The 1,088-nt window shown below is 33.0% G+C and carries 1 protein-coding gene; it reads left to right on the top strand.

Going from position 1 to position 1,088, the window contains the following annotated elements; all coding sequences use genetic code 11:
- Positions 1 to 604: 604 nt before the first annotated feature.
- Positions 605 to 916: a GIY-YIG nuclease family protein gene (locus KO494_RS02650; RefSeq protein ID WP_215966047.1), complete on the top strand. Its 312-nt coding sequence runs from the start codon at positions 605 to 607 to the stop codon at positions 914 to 916.
- Positions 917 to 1,088: the final 172 nt, after the last annotated feature.

Here is a 1,088-nt window from a genome sequence, read left to right as displayed (position 1 = left end):
TGACAGCAGGGATAACTTAGTAAGTGAATTTAAAAATAAACATTATGGATTCCTGATTTTGTAGGAATGATAAGGGTATAATAGTCTGGTGTTTAATGTTTGTATAATGGATTCCTGCTTTCGCAGGAATGACAAGTTAGTGTTTCTTATGTAAGGAATGCGAATTTTACATATTCCTGTTTATTGTATAAAAAGTTAGTTGTGTGTGGATTCCTGCCTGCGCAGGAATGATAGCAGGGATAACTTAGTGAGTGACTATTAAATATAATAGATTCCTGCCTGCGCAGGAATGACAAGAATGTAACAGTGTGGGGTTTAGGGTTGAAAAAATGGATTCCTGCCTGCTCAGGAATGACAGTTGGGAAAGCTTAGTGAGTGATAATTAAAAATAAATATTATCGATTGCTGCCTGTGCAGGAATGATAAGTGTGAGTAATGTGGTGCGAATAATTTACAAGAAATACGTAATGAGAGTTGAAAATTATTTGTAAAACAAAAGTATTGTTTCGTTTAAAAGTAACATTGTTTGTCATTCCTGCGCAGGCAGGAATCTACATAAAAGAAATAAATTTCTTATCTTTTTGGTTAAAGTCCTTGCTTGTTTATGTACAAAACCATTCATCAATATTATTTATATATCCTAACAAACAAAACTAATGGTACATTATATATTGGTGTTACAAATGATTTAGAAAGAAGGATGTTTGAGCATAAGAATAAGTTGGTAGATGGTTTTACTAAAAAATATGGACTTAATAAGTTATTGTATTTTGAGGTTTATCCGTATGTTAATGATGCTATTAAACGAGAAAAGAATATGAAGAAGTGGAAACGACAATGGAAAATAGACTTGATAGAAAAGGATAATCCTGGTTGGGAGGATTTAGCAAAGGATTGGACTTTTTTACAAGGATAATGGATTCCTGCTTTCGCAGGAATGACAGTAGGGGAAGCTTAGTGAGTGAATTTAAAATTAAACATTATGGATTCTTGATTTTGTAGGAATGATAAGGGTATAATAGTCTGGTGTTTAATTTTTGTATAATGGATTCCTGCCTGCGCAGGAATGACAGCAGGGATAACTTAGT

The organism is Lacinutrix sp. C3R15 (assembly GCF_018860825.1).
Classification (GTDB): domain Bacteria; phylum Bacteroidota; class Bacteroidia; order Flavobacteriales; family Flavobacteriaceae; genus Oceanihabitans.
The sequence above is the reverse complement of the archived record's forward strand: the minus strand, read 5'-3'. Positions and strand labels throughout refer to the sequence as shown.